This is a genomic window from Streptomyces sp. NPDC053427, assembly GCF_044544985.1.
Classification (GTDB): Bacteria; Actinomycetota; Actinomycetes; order Streptomycetales; family Streptomycetaceae; genus Streptomyces.
In genome coordinates, this window is sequence record NZ_JBITYA010000038.1 from 1 (window position 1) to 1,451 (window position 1,451).

A 1,451-nucleotide genomic window follows, 5' to 3' on the forward strand; every position below is an offset into this window, starting at 1 on the left:
GCCGATGTCGGTGGGAAGACGGTGTTCGTGTTTCCGGGGCAGGGGTCGCAGTGGGTGGGTATGGGTGCGCAGTTGTTGGATGAGTCTGCGGTGTTTGCCGAGCGTATTGCCGAGTGTGGTGTGGCGTTGGGTGAGTTTGTGGATTGGTCGTTGGTTGAGGTGTTGCGGGGGGTGGTGGGTGCGCCGTCGTTGGAGCGGGTGGATGTGGTGCAGCCTGTTTCGTTTGCGGTGATGGTGTCGTTGGCGGCGGTGTGGGGTGCGGTGGGTGTGGTGCCTGCTGCGGTGGTGGGGCATTCGCAGGGTGAGATTGCGGCTGCGGTGGTGTCGGGTGCGTTGTCGTTGCGTGAGGGTGCGCGGGTGGTGGCGTTGCGCAGTCAGGTGATCGGGCGTTGTCTGGCGGGGCGTGGCGGGATGCTGTCTGTTGGGTTGCCGGTGGCGGAGTTGGAGCCGTGGCTGGGGGGTTTTGAGGGCCGGGTGTCGGTGGCGGCGGTCAATGGTCCGCGGGCGGTGGTGGTTTCCGGTGAGCCCGGGGCTTTGGATGAGCTGTGTGTGGTGTTGGCGGGTGAGGGTGTTCGTGTGCGTCGTGTGGCGGTGGATTATGCCTCGCATTCGCATCAGGTTGAGGACTTGCGTGGGGAACTGCTGGATGTTTTGGGGGGGTTGGAGCCTCGGGAGCCGGAGGTGCCGTTTTTTTCGACGGTGACGGGGGGTTGGTTGGGTGGGGCTTCGGTGGATGCGGGGTATTGGTTTCGGAATTTGCGGGGGCGGGTGCGGTTTGCGGATGCGGTGGGGGAGTTGTTGGGGGGTGGGTTCGGGGCGTTTGTTGAGGTGAGTGCGCATCCGGTGTTGTCGATGTCGGTGCAGGACATGATCGACGGGGCGGGTGTGGTGGGTGTTGCGTCGGGGACGTTGCGGCGTGGTGAGGGGGGTGTGGAGCGGTTTTTGTTGTCGGCGGGTGAGGTTTTCGTTCGTGGTGTCGAGGTGGACTGGGGGCGGGTGTTCGCGGGGACGGGTGCGGTCCGGGCCGAGCTGCCCACCTACGCCTTCCAGCACGAACACCTGTGGGCCGTCCCGCCCGTACGGGAGCCCGCCGCCGGCGCCGCGGACCCGGCCGACGAGGCCTTCTGGGCCGCCGTCGAGCAGCAGGACCTCTCCGTTCTCACCTCGACCCTCGGGACCGACGAGGACTCCGTCGCCGCCATCCAGCCGGCCCTCTCGTCCTGGCGCCGCTCGCGCCGCGACCGCACCACCGTCGACTCCTGGCGCTACCGCGTCGCCTGGCATCCCGTCAGCAATCTTCGGCAGCAGACCCTCACCGGGACATGGCTGCTCGTCACGGCCGACGGCATCGATGACGGGGCCGTGGCGGAGGCCCTCGCGGCGAACGGTGCCGAGGTGCGCCGTCTGGTGCTGGACGAGGAGTGCGCCGACCGTACGGTGCTGCGCGAGCG

At 67.7% G+C, this 1,451-nt stretch carries 1 protein-coding gene; it reads left to right on the forward strand.

Annotated elements, in window-relative coordinates:
• Window positions 1–1,451: acyltransferase domain-containing protein (locus tag ACIGWZ_RS39365; RefSeq protein ID WP_400072863.1), on the forward strand; the 1,451-nt coding region annotated here is incomplete at both ends.